At 62.1% G+C, this 12,510-nt stretch carries 18 protein-coding genes; 4 read left to right on the top strand and 14 right to left on the bottom strand.

Annotated elements, in window-relative coordinates; translation table 11 throughout:
• Nucleotides 1-32: 32 nt before the first annotated feature.
• From XI04_RS20985 to XI04_RS20965, 4 genes are all read right to left on the bottom strand, one after another.
• Nucleotides 33-236 (bottom strand): GlsB/YeaQ/YmgE family stress response membrane protein, encoded by a 204-nt coding sequence (locus XI04_RS20985; RefSeq protein ID WP_049806618.1) that lies wholly within the window; start codon nt 234-236, stop codon nt 33-35.
• 87 nt (nt 237-323) lie between these two features.
• Entirely contained in the window at nt 324-776 is a 453-nt protein-coding gene (locus XI04_RS20980; RefSeq protein WP_271596201.1) for a YidB family protein, read from the bottom strand.
• Nucleotides 777-1,170: 394 nt separating this feature from the next.
• Entirely contained in the window at nt 1,171-1,632 is a 462-nt protein-coding gene (locus tag XI04_RS20970) for a sensor histidine kinase (RefSeq protein WP_244429154.1), read from the bottom strand.
• Nucleotides 1,629-1,985, bottom strand: a complete 357-nt coding sequence (locus XI04_RS20965; protein ID WP_244429155.1) for a sensor histidine kinase — start codon at nt 1,983-1,985, stop codon at nt 1,629-1,631. Before XI04_RS20965 ends, XI04_RS20970 begins: the two co-directional genes overlap by 4 nt.
• A gap of 230 nt (nt 1,986-2,215) precedes the next feature.
• On the opposite strand from XI04_RS20965, the gene XI04_RS20960 reads away from it, so the two are divergent.
• Nucleotides 2,216-2,581, top strand: coding sequence for a response regulator (locus XI04_RS20960; protein ID WP_038949320.1), 366 nt, complete (start codon nt 2,216-2,218; stop codon nt 2,579-2,581).
• Nucleotides 2,582-2,798: 217 nt separating this feature from the next.
• On the opposite strand, the gene XI04_RS20955 is transcribed toward XI04_RS20960, so the two are convergent.
• From XI04_RS20955 to XI04_RS20945, 3 genes are all read right to left on the bottom strand, one after another.
• Entirely contained in the window at nt 2,799-2,969 is a 171-nt protein-coding gene (locus XI04_RS20955; protein WP_193375315.1) for a hypothetical protein, read from the bottom strand.
• Between the two features lie 61 nt (nt 2,970-3,030).
• The gene (locus tag XI04_RS20950; RefSeq protein ID WP_038949321.1) at nt 3,031-3,348 is read right to left on the bottom strand and encodes a hypothetical protein; all 318 of its coding nucleotides are present in this window, start codon (nt 3,346-3,348) and stop codon (nt 3,031-3,033) included.
• A gap of 23 nt (nt 3,349-3,371) precedes the next feature.
• Nucleotides 3,372-4,469 carry a DUF1236 domain-containing protein gene (locus XI04_RS20945; protein WP_038949322.1) on the bottom strand — a complete coding sequence of 366 codons (1,098 nt, stop codon included), beginning with the start codon at nt 4,467-4,469 and terminating at the stop codon, nt 3,372-3,374.
• A gap of 206 nt (nt 4,470-4,675) precedes the next feature.
• On the opposite strand from XI04_RS20945, the gene XI04_RS20940 reads away from it, so the two are divergent.
• Nucleotides 4,676-4,903 (top strand): hypothetical protein, encoded by a 228-nt coding sequence (locus tag XI04_RS20940; protein ID WP_038949323.1) that lies wholly within the window; start codon nt 4,676-4,678, stop codon nt 4,901-4,903.
• Between the two features lie 267 nt (nt 4,904-5,170).
• Here the strand turns inward: XI04_RS20940 and XI04_RS20935 are convergent, their stop codons facing one another.
• The 4 genes from XI04_RS20935 to XI04_RS20920 all read right to left on the bottom strand — a co-directional run bounded on the left by XI04_RS20935 (nt 5,171) and on the right by XI04_RS20920 (nt 7,902).
• Nucleotides 5,171-5,683, bottom strand: a complete 513-nt coding sequence (locus tag XI04_RS20935) for a PRC-barrel domain-containing protein (RefSeq protein ID WP_038949324.1) — start codon at nt 5,681-5,683, stop codon at nt 5,171-5,173.
• Nucleotides 5,684-5,803: 120 nt separating this feature from the next.
• Entirely contained in the window at nt 5,804-6,844 is a 1,041-nt protein-coding gene (locus XI04_RS20930; RefSeq protein WP_038949325.1) for a glycosyltransferase family 4 protein, read from the bottom strand.
• Nucleotides 6,845-7,291: 447 nt separating this feature from the next.
• The gene (locus XI04_RS20925) at nt 7,292-7,690 is read right to left on the bottom strand and encodes a hypothetical protein (RefSeq protein ID WP_271596200.1); all 399 of its coding nucleotides are present in this window, start codon (nt 7,688-7,690) and stop codon (nt 7,292-7,294) included.
• Nucleotides 7,691-7,701: 11 nt separating this feature from the next.
• The gene (locus XI04_RS20920; RefSeq protein WP_038949328.1) at nt 7,702-7,902 is read right to left on the bottom strand and encodes a hypothetical protein; all 201 of its coding nucleotides are present in this window, start codon (nt 7,900-7,902) and stop codon (nt 7,702-7,704) included.
• Between the two features lie 274 nt (nt 7,903-8,176).
• Here XI04_RS20920 and XI04_RS20915 point away from each other — a divergent pair, with 274 nt between their 5' ends.
• Nucleotides 8,177-8,596 (top strand): hypothetical protein, encoded by a 420-nt coding sequence (locus tag XI04_RS20915; protein ID WP_038949329.1) that lies wholly within the window; start codon nt 8,177-8,179, stop codon nt 8,594-8,596.
• A gap of 78 nt (nt 8,597-8,674) precedes the next feature.
• On the opposite strand, the gene XI04_RS20910 is transcribed toward XI04_RS20915, so the two are convergent.
• The 3 genes from XI04_RS20910 to XI04_RS20900 form a co-directional block, all read right to left on the bottom strand.
• Nucleotides 8,675-9,085, bottom strand: a complete 411-nt coding sequence (locus tag XI04_RS20910; RefSeq protein WP_049806619.1) for a hypothetical protein — start codon at nt 9,083-9,085, stop codon at nt 8,675-8,677.
• A gap of 84 nt (nt 9,086-9,169) precedes the next feature.
• Nucleotides 9,170-9,508 carry a DUF1236 domain-containing protein gene (locus XI04_RS20905; protein ID WP_038949331.1) on the bottom strand — a complete coding sequence of 113 codons (339 nt, stop codon included), beginning with the start codon at nt 9,506-9,508 and terminating at the stop codon, nt 9,170-9,172.
• A 132-nt stretch (nt 9,509-9,640) separates the two neighbouring features.
• Nucleotides 9,641-11,020 carry a carbohydrate porin gene (locus XI04_RS20900; protein WP_049806620.1) on the bottom strand — a complete coding sequence of 460 codons (1,380 nt, stop codon included), beginning with the start codon at nt 11,018-11,020 and terminating at the stop codon, nt 9,641-9,643.
• Nucleotides 11,021-11,186: 166 nt separating this feature from the next.
• Between XI04_RS20900 and XI04_RS20895 the strand changes: the two genes are divergently transcribed.
• A complete protein-coding gene (locus XI04_RS20895) occupies nt 11,187-12,485 on the top strand; it encodes an Nramp family divalent metal transporter (protein WP_038949333.1) in 1,299 nt (432 codons plus the stop codon).
• The last annotated feature ends 25 nt before the right edge of the window (nt 12,486-12,510 follow it).

The following is a 12,510-nucleotide window of genomic DNA, read 5'->3' as shown; positions in this document are numbered from 1 at the left end:
GTCGCTCAGCAAAAAGCCTGAATTGATGCTCTTCAAATCGCGCGCCTTTGTCGGCCGGCGAAGAGGCCATACACAAAGAGCACGATGATGGCGCCGACCACGGCACCAACGAGTCCGGCACCCTCTCCTGGACGGTACCAGCCAAGAGCTTGGCCGAGATAGGTTGCAACGAAGGCGCCGACAATGCCGAGAATGGTGGTGAGAATGAACCCTGATGGTTCGTTGTCACCCGGCATGATAAATTTTGCGATCACGCCTGCGATAAAGCCGATGATGATCGTCCAAATAATTCTCCTTCGAATAAACGACCCGTTCAACTGCTATTAGGCTGGTAGACGCCCCTCAGGCGTATACTTGTCGATCGCCTGGGGCAGCTCACGCGATAACCTTGCGAGAATTTCTTCTTGAGAGAGCCCGGTCTCCTTCTCGAGCTTGTCCAAGACGTCGTGCCCGATTGCTTCCCGGAGCTGCGGAGGCGAGATTTCCTTGTTCGGCCCAGAACTGACCCAAGACTTGGCCGTGTCTCCATGGCCGTTCTGGTTGAATTTCTCCAGGAGTTCGCCAATTCCTCCTTGCAGCAGGCCCCCAACGCCTGCGCCGCTCAACATACCTGTAAGATTTCCGAGAAGGCCGCCGAGCGGCTGCTGGGGGTTGGCTGGCTCCAGCGATCCGGCGCCCGGCCCTCTAAGCAATTCCGCGAGCTTGTCTCGATTTTGATACCCGGCGATCGCCAGCATTCCGAGAAGTGCGGTCATGGAGGGCATTCCGCGGCTCATCTTAGGACTCCTCAACAGGTTAAACACTCGAACTCGGGGAAGACAGCTGAGTTCCTAACGCCCGGCAGACAGGACGATGGACGCGGGCTCCCTTGGCACTCGGCGCGCCTCGCTTCTGGCCATCACCCGCTGCGTATCCCAAACGATGACTGCGCAGTCGGAACGTTTAGAAGAACGGCGGGTTCGGCTTAGCGCCGCGCCGCTTTCGGGGCGCTTGCCTTATAGGGCCGCCATGTCTAATGCGGATCGCTCCTCGTCCTGGGAAGATGAAAATGTCCCAGCCGCCGCCAGTCCGGCCTCGACCATCTTATCGCTGCAGATTGGCGTCGTCATCGTAGCTGCGCTCTATTTCGCAAGGGAAGTGCTTGTACCGATCACTGTCGCGGTTCTTCTATCATTCGTCCTCTCTCCACTGGTGAACTTCCTTCGACGGTTGCGGTTTGGCCGTTCCAGCTGCTGGGCGAGCAACTGGACGATGCGTGACCCCAATCCGCCGGGCTCTGCCCCCTCGGGCAGCGAACGAGACCGCAATGTGGCCGGGCCTGTCGCCGGGAAAAGCGTACTTCAGCGAGTTCGTGACAAGCTCGTTCGTGATCATGCCGATCGCGAGCGCATGGCTGCTGGCCAGGTCGATGTCCTCGCAGACCACCTGAAATGCAATCGGCCCGGGAGGCGCCAAAGACTGGAAGACCTTCTCCACGACGTTGTTCAAAAAGAAGCGCATGTTCACGGAGCTCGAATCCCGCTTTGGCGAGAGATGGTCGTAGGCCTCCGCCATCACCTGCAGGCGACGCGCGGTGGCCTCCAGCGCGGCCGCGACTTCCGAACCGCCATGTCTCGCCTCCAGCCTAATCATACCGCCAAGGATGCGAGGTTGTTCTTCGTCCGGTGAGCCATCTCCTGCAGCAGCAGGGCCTTCGTCTTGTCCGCCAAAACCACCCGCCCCAGCTCGGAGCGTTGGAATTCGGCGACGGCGGCCGTTCCGGCTGCGGTGATGGCGAAGAGAGCGTTAGTCGCCAAGTAGTCCATGCCGTTGTTGCCGGCATAGCCGACGTAGGCACCGACGGCGACCGCGATGATGACTGCGAAAATTCCAGAGCCGCGGTCGAAGACCAGGCCCGAGAGAAACACACCGGGAAGCAGCAGGAAATATCCCGGCGAACCCGTCTGCATCTGCAGTGCCATCTGCAGGACGGCGCAGCCCAGCATGATGCACGTCGAAATGGCGTACCTGGCTACTGTCGGAAGCCCATGCTCCAGGACGAGAGGGAAGAGCCTGTTCATGGACCGAGAACCGCCAGCCACGCATGCCCGTTCCTCACTACGGCGCGTCGGCTCCAGGCCACGGGACCAGCTCTCTCGCAAGCTGCATCAGAGCCGGGAACGACCGCAACGTTGCGCCGTTCGAATGTGAGACACTAAATCCACAAGAGCCACCAGTGAGCGTACTTCTCGTCGAAGACGATCCTCTGATCCGCGAATTCGTCGTCGATGCCCTGCGCGAGGCCGGCTATCACGTGATCCATGCGAGCACGGGAGAGGAAGCGCTCGCTTGGTGCGACCGCCGCGTCGCGGATGTGCTGATCACCGACGTGAGGCTACCCGGACAGGTCGACGGGTGGCAGATCGCGGAACGCTGTCGGGAGCAGTACCCGAATTTGCCGGTCGTCTACGCGACCGGCTTCTCGCCGGTCCCGCCTCGCCCGGTCCAAGGCAGCCGTATCGTGAGAAAGCCCTTCCACCCGGACGAGATCGTGCGGGTGGTCAAGGAATTCGACCGAGTGAGGGGTGCGCCGCCGGGTTAGCGATCAACCGGCGGACCTTCGGAATTTCAGCGGGGTTGGACGCGGAAGGTTCAAACTTCCTTCACGCAGGAACGAAGGCTCCAGTGCCAAGTTTTCCCAATGCCCCTGCCCCAGGGGCGAACCCCGTACTGGCCCCAGCTCATAGCCCCCTAGCCCCCAGAGCTGGGGCCTTCTCTGTACGGGTCTTTCAGAAAAGCTCTAGAGAAATCGCTCGAGACTATTCGCCGGCCGCGGGAGCGGCGGAATCCTGGGCGCCGAGCAGCTTCAGCGCCGTCTCGATTTTCGAAAGCACCGCCTGGATCTCGGCCCGCTCGTTCGGACCCGGATCGGTCTCGAGACGAGCGAGCAATTGCTCTTTCTGAGCTAGGAGCTTCGCAACAGCCGACATCTCATCATCCCCACAGGAAATCGACCGAGAAAGGGCCGCTCGAGAGCGGCCCTTTCGTAGTTCACCAGCTTCGGGTGCCGAAGCTGAAACCGATGCTCGGCCCGCCGCCGTAGTAGCCGTAGCCGCGATCGTAGTAGCCGGGACCGCCGTAGTAGCCGTAGCTCCGGCGGACCACATACCCGTCGTCCCCGCCGTAGTAGCGCTGGACGTAGCGCGGGCCGCGGGTCCGGTAGCAGCGACCGTACTCGTCACAGACGAGCCGGACCTGCTCGGTGCCGCCAAGCTCGGCCGATGCGATGGCCGCAGGTGCGAGCGGGGCGGCATTCGCCGACGCCGCCATCAGGGTCGCCGTGAGCGCTCCCAACACGATAGTCTTCATGGTTCTTCTCCTCCGTTGCGAGATCAATCGATCTCTTCGATGACGCGACGCTCATGGGGTTCGACGATGTAGGTGCGGCTGTCCCGGTTGATGTACCGGTACTCGCGAAGGGTCGGAGCATCCCGATAGACCTCTTCAGGGAACGCCTCGATCTCCACGCCTTCCGGCACGCGCTCGCCGGTCCGGAGCTCGGTCCGGACCGAGCTGCCGGTGGTCACCCGCTTCTCGCGCTCGACCGGGCGCGCCTTCGCGTGCTTGCGGGCGACCTCGCGATCGCGGTCGCTGAACGTCACCTTGCGCTGCTCGGTGCGCGCCGGCGCCGACGCGGTCGAACGGCCCGAGTACGGCAGGACGGTCACGATCTTGTAGGTCGATGGTTCGATGATCACGATCTCATCCTTCACCAGGACGAAGTTGTAGCCCCGATACTGCGGCACGATCTCGACGACCTCGGCCGGCAGCGGCTGCAGCCGGACGTCGCGCGGGACGACGGTGCCCACCGACAGGGAGAAGTTCACGTTGGTGAGAGGCTGCACGTTCAGGTGCGAGATTGACGTGCTGATGCGGGTCCGCTGCTGGTCGTTGATGTTCACCGACGCATTCACGTTGGTGTTCGACGAACGATCCGCCGTGTTCTGCTGATTGTTCGGCTGCTGCGCGGTTTTGGTCGAGCCGCTACCCGGGGGCGACTGCGCCTGGTTAGTGCCGGAAGCCGGCGGATTGGCGCTCTGCGTCGTGCTAGACGGCGAGTTGGTCTGCGCCTGGTTGGACGGCGTCGTGGACTGGTTCGTCGGCTGATTGGTCTGCGCCTGGTTCGTCGAGTTGCCCGAGGCGGGCGCCTGGGTGGTGTTGGTGCCTGACCCGGAATTGGACGGCGGGCTACCAGCGGTCTGGTTGGTCGATGATGGCGACTGGCTCTGAGCCGAGTTGCTCGAGGGAGTGGTCTGAGCCGAGCCCGATGAATTCGAGGGTGTCGACGTCGGAGAGGACGGCGTCGCCGTGGAGTCCTTTTGCTGCGTTGCGGACGGAGTGGAGCTCGACGTGCTCGGAGATGATTGCGCGAATGCCGAAGTCGCGATGGCGACGGCAGCGGTCGTTGCCAAGAATAAACGCTTGTTCATCTCTGAAACCTCCTAAAAGCAGACGTCGGTTAACCCGAAGGGCCGGTCTCGGTTCCGTTTCGGGAAAATTCGGCAATTTCTTCCGCAGGCCGGATAATTCGTGCTGTAGCGAAATGGCACGACGGGTTAGTGGGGCGGGAACAACCGGAACTTCGACGAAGAATCTCCGTTGGCAGTGACTACCTGCGAACACTGAGGAGGACATCATGAAGAAGCTGATCGTGTGCGGCGCGCTCGCCGCTTTCGCCCTCGGCACCCAGGCCGCCAGCGCCGCCGAGTTCTACATCGTGCGCGATGCGACCACCAAGAAGTGCACTGTTGTCGACAGCAAGCCGACCACGACCACCACCACGGTTGTCGGCAATGGCGTCTACAAGACCAAGGTCGAGGCCGAGTCGGCTGTCAAGACCACCAAGGTCTGCACCGAGCAGTAAGCGACCATTCGCGGGCCGACAGGCCCGCGAACTACTGACAGCAATTGGAGGAGAAAATGCCCGTTTTGATTCTTTGGGCCGTTCCCGCCGTTCTCGTTGTTGGCGGCGTCGGCTATTTCCTGGTTCATATGCACTAAACTACTAGCTTTCGCACCAACGGCCCGTCCGTCTCCCCGGACGGGCCGTTTCTGTTTGGCGGGCGTGATCGAACCTCAAAGAAAAAGGGGCCTCCGATGGGGGCCCCTCAATCCGAGAATGCTTGGTCCCTCAGTTGTAGTCCGAATACTTGAACTGCGGCAGCGCCTTCAGCTGCTCCTTGTTGCCGCTCATCACCGCGTGGTCCGGGACCCAATCGTTCGTGTTGCGGTTTGTCGTGCTAGTCGAAGCCGCGCCGGTGGTCGTCGTCTCGCGCGTAGTGGTCGAGTTGCCGGTCGAGCTGGTCCGAACCGGCTCTTCGACGAATTTCAGCTTGTCCATCGAGACCGCGATGTCGTGCTCGCCCATCCCGAGGAAACCGCCGATACCGATCACCACAGCATTGATCTTGCCGCTCTTGTCGACCAGCAGTTCGTTGATGTCGCCCAGCTTCTCGTTGGCCTCGTTATAGACGTTCAGGCCCATGAGCTTCGAAGCGCGCCAATTGTCCTTCAGCATCATCTTGTCGGCGGGTTGTGCGGTGGCCGCCGGCGCGGCGCGGTCGGCCGGCTGAGCGGATTGCGCGAACGCGGCGCCGCCGATCACGGCAGTGCTCAGCAGAGCGACGGCAAGAAAGCTTTTCATCGAATTTTCTCCTCCAGGTGACGCACCCGTTCGGATGCCCGCCCCAACGCGTATGATTGCCGCTTGTTCCCAGATCGGAACGTGCGACGATCTCTTCGATCCTGCGCGCTCGGATGCGCCTCAGGCGAGACAGCCTCCGCGAGCGACCAGCTCGCGATAGCTTTCTTCGTAGCGGCGGGCCATACGGTCGGCTGCAAATCGCTCTTCGAAACGGGCGCGGATCCTACTCCGATCCAGCAGGCCCGCTTTCCCGACCGCCTCGATCGCCTGCTCCTCGCCATTGACTATGAAGCCGGTGACGCCGTCCTCGACCACTTCCGGCACCGATCCGGAGCGGTACGCGATCACAGGCGTACCGCAAGCCATCGCTTCGATCATGACGAGACCGAACGGCTCCGGCCAATCGATCGGAAACAGGAGCGCGGCAGCCCCCGCGAGGAAAGGCTCCTTGCGGGCTTCGTCCACCTCGCCGACGAGCTTGATCTCCTTGCCGTCTATCTCCGGCTCCAGCTTCTTTTTGAAATACGCCGTCTCCGCCCGGGGTATCTTAGCCGCAATCCGCAGCGGCATCCCGACGGCGCGTGCGATGCGTATCGCATCTTCGGGCCCCTTTTCCGCCGTGAGCCGTCCGAGAAACGCAAGATACGAACCGCTTTCGAACGACGGTCGAAACTGGTCCTTGGGAAGCCCATGGGGGATCGTCGCGATCCAGTTCGCATCCGGAAGCGGACGGCGCTGGTTGTCGGAGATGGAGACGAAGGGGGCCTCCGGAAAAGCGCCGATCACGTCCGCCAGGCCGGGAAGGTCGAGGCGTCCGTGCATGGTCGTCAGAAACGGCACTCCCGTGCGTCTCAGGACCGGCAGCGGCAACCAGTCGATATGGGAGTGGATGACGTCGAAGTCGCGCGCGCGCTCGGCTATCGCCTCGATGAGCAGCGCGCAGGCGGCGTTCGGATCGGCGCCCCGCCGCCCCAGGCGCAGCGCGCGCGGCCATACGGGGTGGAGCTTGGCTTTTGTGCTGGAATCTCCGCTCGCGAACAGGGTGACGTCGTGACCGAGATCGATCAGTTCGTCCACCAGCCAGGCGATCACCCGTTCGGTGCCGCCGTACAGCTTCGGAGGAACGCTCTCGGCCAAAGGGGCAAGCTGGGCGATCCGCATCGAGCTAGGCCCCGAATGCGCTGCGCAAGCCAACCACAAGGACTGCGGAAATGAGAAAGGAAATCGCGAGCAGCGTCCAACTGGGCCGTGTGCTTCCGTTGGCAACGCGCGCGACAAGTATTTTCATGCACGTCAACATTCGTCTTTGGGGAGCCGGTGTAGGTAGTAGGCTATTCCGAAGGTCGCGAGGTCTTCGGTGTCGCTCTGTCGCGCTTCCCATCTCCGATGCAGGTAGCGCTCCATAAGGCAGCGTCGGCCATCATGAGCGTCGACGTCGGGGTGCCGTGCCCGATACGCCGTCCAGGCGGTCTCCGTGGCATTTTTCAAGACGACTTCGTCGACCATCTGCATGCTCCCGGCGACCGATCCGATCGCTGGCAACTCGTCAGGGTCAGCAAAAGTTTCCAGTTTTTCCCGGTTACCCTCGCGAACCGGACAAGCGCGCGTTCAGCAAGCTTTTGCGCGGGCCCGCTCACGTGCCGCACGACGGCGCTGCAGCCGCTGGCTTCGGCCAGCGGCGAGAGGTGGGGACGCCGCTGGACTTGAAGCCGGCGGATCAACGGCGGGCGCCGGGCTCTCTGTCCTCGGCTCGGCAGGCTTGGCTTCCATGAGCTCGAGCACGGATCGGCCCTTCTCCGTTATTCGCCATCCGCCATTCAGACGCTCGACCAGTCCTTGCGAGAAGATGTCGAGCTCCGGCACGCGAGCGGCCAAGCGCTTGGTGCGGTCCGCCCAGTCACGCCCGCTCGTCGCCAGGATCGCCATGTCGCGTTTGAGGTCCGCCATGACGGCGAATCCATCGGGATAGCTCACCAGGATCTTGAGCACGGTGACCTGGAAGTTCACCCCGCCTTCTCCTATCGTCCCGTCGTCGGCGCGTCGTGGAGTGCCTCGCGTCCGACCTGCTTCAGCCTCTCGGGCGAGGTGTCGCCGTCGGTGGCCGCTTCCAGCATTCTCGAGGCAACATGGGTGCGTGCCGCGGTTTCGTGGCGCGAGACGTCCTCGCAGACCTCGTCGAAGACGGCGCGCAAGAGCGCGGTCGTGGCCGGATCGAACATGGGAACCCCCAACGCGAGAAGAGTTAGTCTACTCGGAAACGCTGTACGGTGAACTCAACAAAGTTAACGCGGTCACATCAAGCGAAAGGCCGTCGAGAGCTTCCGCGACGCAACATGAAGAGAACCCAACCGGGACTTGCTGTTGTGGTCCAAGCTCGATCCTCTCGAGCGAAGCTGCCCAGGCGCCGATGTCGGCTCGCCGCCGGGCGAGCGAAACCATTGCCATTTTTTCCCGTTGTCGGTGGGGCGCACGAACAACTTGAAAGGATGCTCAATGAAGAAGATTGCAATGTCGGCGCTGATGGTCGGCGCCCTTGGTCTCGCCTCGGTAGCCACCACGGCCCCTGCCGAAGCTCACTGGCGAGGCGGCTGGGGCCCGGGCATCGCTGGCGGCCTCGTCGCGGGTGCCGTGATCGGCGGCCTCGCCTCTTCGGCATATGGGTGGGGACCGGGTTATGGCTACTACGGGGGCCCTGGCTACTATGGGGCTGGCTACTATGGCGGTCCCTACGCCTACGACTACGGATACGACGAGCCCTATCGTTGGGGCGGCGGCTACACCACGACCTACTACACTGCGCCGGTGTCCTACGGTCATCGCTATCGCCGCGTCGTTCGCCCTGCCTACGCCTACTATCGTGGGTCCTATCCGGTCGTTCGTCATCACTGGCATCGGCACCACCGCCACTGGTGAGTGCGGGCGCACGTGAAAGCGACGAAGGCCGCACCCCGAGGGAGCGGCCTTTTTCCTTAACCCCAGTCACGCTTCCGCTCACCACCATCTGCCGGCAAACGGATCAGTCCGCTCGAAGGCGAGACGCTTGTCTGATGTTCGCTTCTGCAGCTTTGCCGATCGCTTCGGATGTGTGAGGACCGCCGCAGCGCGGGCCGGCGCTTCCTTTCGGGTCTCGCCGGAGGGTGCTGCGGGCACGGCGGCCATGGCTTCTCGCAGCGGCTCTTCCGGGACCGGGTCGGCCTGCGCGAGAATCGGCGCTTCGGCCCGCTGGCTGGTGTCGAAGACAATCTTCTCCGGGATGCTCCTCGCCGATTTTATGCGGATGATGGTCCTGTCGGGGTCGGCCAGGGCGGCGGCTTCGACCGGTGCGGGCAGGTACCGATCCGCAGCGAAAAGCAGCGCCAGCAAGAACCCGCCGACGAAGACGAAATAGCGCAGAATCGGCATGTACGGCCGCTCGCAAATGAAATCAGGGGATCGGCCGGGCCGGATGGGTGGCGGGCCGCTGCGATCAGCGACCCGCCGGGAAACTCAGTCGATCTCCTGGACGACCGTGCGGGTCGACGGATCGACCAGCATTACGCGCTCGCCCGAGTAGACATAGCGGTACTTGGTAAGCGAAGGACCCCAGTCGGCAGGCACCGCCTCGAGCTCGACTTCACGCGGCACAGGCTGGCCGACCACGATCTTCTGCTGCACCGGACGAACCTTATGCTCGGTAACGTAGGTGCGGATCTTGGTGCGGTATTCCGGCTCGATCTGCACGGCGGCCGCATGACCAGTGCCGGTGGTGGTGACGACGGTCGACTGCGCCATCGCGCTCGTCGAGATCAGCGCCGCCAGCGCGGTCGTCAATAGAAGCTTGTTCATGTTGTTCTCCTCGCCGCCATATGCGGCATCCGAGAACCCGGGAATGATGGCAAGGTTCCGGGAAAACGCAGGATGATTGCTTATTTTTCCCGAAATGATGGCGCGAGCCGTGCGGATAGAGCCATGGTGAAATCAGAACTTGATGACCGACCGCAATCCGACGACGGTCGCATTCTTGAGATGCCTCCCGGCCGATGTCCCGAGGGGATCCGTGGCGCCTCCACCGGGACGGCGGATGAACTGGACATTCGGCTGAATCGTCAGACCGGCTTGAACTTCGTACTGGTAGACGGCCGTCAGGAGCTCTTCTGAAGTCCGCAGCGGCCATCGCAGCCCGGAGGCCGACTGGAAGTCCCGATCAAGTGCCTGCGCGCAACGCGACACATGGGCGTAAGCAGCCGCGATGCCGAACTTGTCGTGGGGACGCGCGTCGGACAGCCCGATGAACTCGAGGCCACCGTCGGCGTAGATATCGATCAGATTGCGATCGGACGGTCCATAGGACCCGCGAGCGAATACGCCGATGCCGCGATCGTCGTCGCGGCCGACGCGAAAGAGCTTCTGTTCGAACACGGCGTAGAGGCCGTAGTCGCCTGCGATGCCGGCAGGCGTTCCCGAACTCGCTGGATCCGCCAGCGAAAGGCCTGTCGTATCGAAGCGCAGGTCCGTGAAGCTGCCGAAATGGCGCCAGCCGCCAAGCTTGAGCTTGCCGTCGAGGCCGGGATCACCCTTCTTCGCGTTCCATTGCAATTGCGCTTCGTAGAGAACGAGAGGCGGATCATTCACGCGGAAATTGACGCCGTAGCGATTGCGTAGCTGCGGGTCGTTGAAGCCCGGGCCAGCCGCATTGCCGTCGAATACGGCGCCCAGCACCGAGAGATTGTCGCTCAAGTCGGCACGCAGGCGTGCTCCCATGGCGGCAAGCGGCGGCGAAGGACCGCCGCTCGGGAGATTGAGCGACAGACCGGCCGGCCAACCGAGAGAGGCGTTCGTGAAGACGTCGGTGTACTTCGACGTCATGAATTCCGTATCGGCGGCAAGCTGTCCCGCCCTGAGCGCGATCTTCTCGCCCCATTTCTTTTCGAACCAGGCCTCATAGAGACGGGTCGTCGGCAGCGCTTCGATTCCGCTGACATCCATGAAATTGAACAACGAACCTCGGGACAGTCCGCCGCCGTCGATCTGAAAGACGTTCGCGTGGAAGGTGACCTGCTTAAGCCCGACCAGCTTCTCGAGGTCGGCATCAAAAGCGAAGTTAATGCGATCCTCGTACACGGCACTCTGTTTTGCGCCTCCGGACGGGTTGCCCAGAACTTCGCCGATGTAAGTGACCGCAAACTTGACGCCCTGTCTCTCGAAGGGATTGGGCAGCAATCCCAGCGTCGTCTCCTGCACGGTACTTTCGCCGGTATCAGGATCGGCGGGCTTGAGGTCGTCGGTCTTCTTGTCCTCTTGAGCGAGTGCGACGCCACAAAGCAGTGATGCCCCAAGCAAAATCAACAGACGACGCATGTGACCCATCCAACCATGACAGCATGATGCAGGTTTTGGACGTGGTTACAACTTTGCAGTCCATGCCGACTTGGTCTGGTGGTCAAAAATGCACACGCCGAACCAATAGGCCTGCACGGACGTTATGAGTTCCGGAATCGGATCCAATGCAGCGAGGAGCGACTAAGTGGCGAGGAGGAAAACGCGCAAGAAGCCGGTCGAGAATAAAGATCAGGACAGCTTCTTGCAGCGCCTGGGGCCCGGCCTCATCACGGGCGCTTCCGACGACGATCCATCCGGTATCGGCACCTACAGCCAGGCTGGCGCTCAGCTAGGATTCGGCATTGGCTGGACCATGCTGATCACCTATCCGCTGATGGCCGCGATCCAGGAGATCTCGGGTCGTATCGGACGCGTCACTGGTCACGGCATCGCCGGAAATGTCTGCCGAAATTTCCCCGCGCCCGTTATCTGGTCCATGATCGTGCTGCTCTTCGTCGCCAACACGATCAACGTCGCCGCCGACCTTGGGGCGATGGGCGATGCGCTCAAGCTTCTGATCGGCGGACCTGGCACCCTTTACGTCGTAGTCTTCGGCGCGGTGTCCGTCATAGCGCAGATTTTCTTCAAGTATGAGCGTTATGTGGCGATCCTGAAATGGCTGACGCTCGTTTTGCTCGCTTATGTCATCGCCCTATTCCTCGCAAAGGTGCCTTGGGGCGAGGCGCTGAAAGGACTCCTAATTCCGAAAATCGAATTTAATGGGCCCTTTCTGACGACTTTAGTCGCGATCCTCGGCACGACGATTTCGCCCTATCTGTTCATCTGGCAGTCCTCCCAGGAAGCCGAGGAGCAGCGGATCGATCCCGACAAGAAGCCGCTCAAGCGCGAGCCCGAGAAGGAGGACGAGGAGGTCAAAAGAATTCGGATTGATACGCTCGTCGGCATGGCAGTGTCGAACGTCATCGCCATCGCGATCATCATGACGACGGCGGCAACGTTGCACGCGTCCGGAAAGACCGACATCGAATCGTCGGCCCAAGCGGCAGAAGCCCTGAGGCCCGTCGCGGGGGCAATGGCCGAGTTGATCTTTGCGCTCGGCATCATCGGAACGGGCCTGCTTGCGATCCCGGTGCTCGCCGGCTCGACAGCATACGCTATCGGAGAAGGTCGCAAGTGGCCGGTCGGCCTGTCGCGAAAGCCGAAGGAGGCGGTTGCGTTCTATGGTGTACTCGCACTATCGGTCGCGCTTGGCGTCGGGCTCAACTTCACGGCGCTTGACCCGATCAAGGCGCTCTATTGGAGTGCCGTCATTAACGGCATACTGGCTGCGCCGATCATGACCGTCATGATGCTGCTGGTCCGGCGGAAATCAGTGATGGGCGATCTCATGGTTTCGGGGCCAGTCTATTGGCTGGGCTGGGTCGCGACCGCGGCTATGTTCATGTGCATCATGGGCATGGCTTGCTCGATGGTGTGGTCGTAATCCCGCACGGAGACGACCGCATCGT

Origin of the sequence: Bradyrhizobium sp. CCBAU 11430 (genome assembly GCF_028128855.1) — a bacterium.
Classification (GTDB): domain Bacteria; phylum Pseudomonadota; class Alphaproteobacteria; order Rhizobiales; family Xanthobacteraceae; genus Bradyrhizobium; species Bradyrhizobium ottawaense.
Note: the sequence above shows the minus strand (reverse complement) of the source record. Positions and strands in the feature narration are given on the sequence as shown.

Coding starts and splice junctions, on each gene's coding strand:
- XI04_RS20935 (WP_038949324.1), bottom strand. CDS start 5,683: ATGAAAAGCTTTCTTGCCGTCGCTCTGCTGAGCACTGCCGTGATCGGC.
- XI04_RS20955 (WP_193375315.1), bottom strand. CDS start 2,969: ATGTCGGCTGTTGCGAAGCTCCTAGCTCAGAAAGAGCAATTGCTCGCT.
- XI04_RS20970 (WP_244429154.1), bottom strand. CDS start 1,632: ATGATTAGGCTGGAGGCGAGACATGGCGGTTCGGAAGTCGCGGCCGCG.
- XI04_RS20915 (WP_038949329.1), top strand. CDS start 8,177: ATGAAGAAGATTGCAATGTCGGCGCTGATGGTCGGCGCCCTTGGTCTC.
- XI04_RS20985 (WP_049806618.1), bottom strand. CDS start 236: ATGCCGGGTGACAACGAACCATCAGGGTTCATTCTCACCACCATTCTC.
- XI04_RS20940 (WP_038949323.1), top strand. CDS start 4,676: ATGAAGAAGCTGATCGTGTGCGGCGCGCTCGCCGCTTTCGCCCTCGGC.
- XI04_RS20980 (WP_271596201.1), bottom strand. CDS start 776: ATGAGCCGCGGAATGCCCTCCATGACCGCACTTCTCGGAATGCTGGCG.
- XI04_RS20930 (WP_038949325.1), bottom strand. CDS start 6,844: ATGCGGATCGCCCAGCTTGCCCCTTTGGCCGAGAGCGTTCCTCCGAAG.
- XI04_RS20920 (WP_038949328.1), bottom strand. CDS start 7,902: ATGTTCGATCCGGCCACGACCGCGCTCTTGCGCGCCGTCTTCGACGAG.
- XI04_RS20965 (WP_244429155.1), bottom strand. CDS start 1,985: ATGCTGGGCTGCGCCGTCCTGCAGATGGCACTGCAGATGCAGACGGGT.
- XI04_RS20900 (WP_049806620.1), bottom strand. CDS start 11,020: ATGCGTCGTCTGTTGATTTTGCTTGGGGCATCACTGCTTTGTGGCGTC.
- XI04_RS20905 (WP_038949331.1), bottom strand. CDS start 9,508: ATGAACAAGCTTCTATTGACGACCGCGCTGGCGGCGCTGATCTCGACG.
- XI04_RS20950 (WP_038949321.1), bottom strand. CDS start 3,348: ATGAAGACTATCGTGTTGGGAGCGCTCACGGCGACCCTGATGGCGGCG.
- XI04_RS20945 (WP_038949322.1), bottom strand. CDS start 4,469: ATGAACAAGCGTTTATTCTTGGCAACGACCGCTGCCGTCGCCATCGCG.
- XI04_RS20910 (WP_049806619.1), bottom strand. CDS start 9,085: ATGCCGATTCTGCGCTATTTCGTCTTCGTCGGCGGGTTCTTGCTGGCG.